The organism is Paenibacillus zanthoxyli JH29, from assembly GCF_000520715.1.
GTDB classification, from domain to species: domain Bacteria; phylum Bacillota; class Bacilli; order Paenibacillales; family Paenibacillaceae; genus Paenibacillus_AQ; species Paenibacillus_AQ zanthoxyli.
In genome coordinates, this window is sequence record NZ_ASSD01000072.1 from 1 (window position 1) to 1,046 (window position 1,046).

Below are 1,046 nucleotides of genomic sequence, written 5' to 3' on the forward strand. Positions count from 1 at the left end.
TTTTTTTTTACCCGCACTTTCATGATTGGCGGGACAAACTCCCACCCATGATGCCAGATGGGCATCACTAGGAAATTTGGACATATCCGGACCGATTTCCGCCAAGATGCTCGCCGCTGCATCTTGATTAATTCCAGGAATCGTATCCAGCAATTCGATTTCCTGAGGGTAAGGCTGTATCAACGTATCGATTTCCTGCTCCAACTGCTGAATTTCCTTGTCTAAATAGTCGAGGTGATCCAAGTGACGTTTGATCATCCGCCGGTGGTGTAAACGAAGACGTCCATTCAAAGCCTCGATTAACTGAGGTACTTTGTTCTTCAATTTGGTCTTGACCATTTTACGAATGTCTTCCGCTTCTAATCCTTCGCCGTCGACAATGGACTCTAGCAAGGCCCGTCCCGATACACCAAATATGTCGGATACGAATGTCGTCAGTTTGATGTTCGCATCCTGCAGGATCTTGTGAATGCGATTTTTCTCCTGTGTGCCATGTTGCACCAGTTTCCGACGATAACGGGTCAGATCGCGGAGGTCTCGAATCTCTTCTTCGGGAACAAAGCTTCCTTCGATGAGTCCGCATCGATGCAGTTGAGCAATCCATACGGCATCCTTGACATCGGTCTTCTTGCCTGGCATATTCCGAATTTTGGCGGGATTGGCCAAGGTCAGTCGACAGGTATCTTCAAGGATATTCCATATGGGTTTCCAGTATACACCGGTGCTTTCCATTGCGACATTCACGCATTCACACTCACTCAACCAGTCTTGCAGTTGAAGTAATTCTGCGGTTGTGGTGCCGAATGTCCTTACTTCTTGTTTCGGTTTCTTATCCAAGGGACCCTTCAATATACAGGCTACAACTGTCTCTTGATGAACGTCTAGACCAGCGCATGTTTCTAAAATAGCATCCATGGATGAGTCACGACCTTTTGTTTTATTGCAGATCATGCAACCTGTATCAGAGAATTGTTATACTCGTGCTCAAGGCAACAATCGGCGATTCTCAAGGTTGCAATTGGTCAGATTAGTTCTCGGGCTCGCGC

The 1,046-nt window shown here is 46.7% G+C and carries 1 protein-coding gene; it reads right to left on the reverse strand.

Translation table 11 applies throughout. The features are described 5' to 3' along the window. On the reverse strand, nt 1-951 hold a 951-nt coding region (locus L691_RS0102850), incomplete at its 3' end, for an IS110 family RNA-guided transposase (RefSeq protein WP_156934141.1). Nucleotides 952-1,046: the final 95 nt, after the last annotated feature.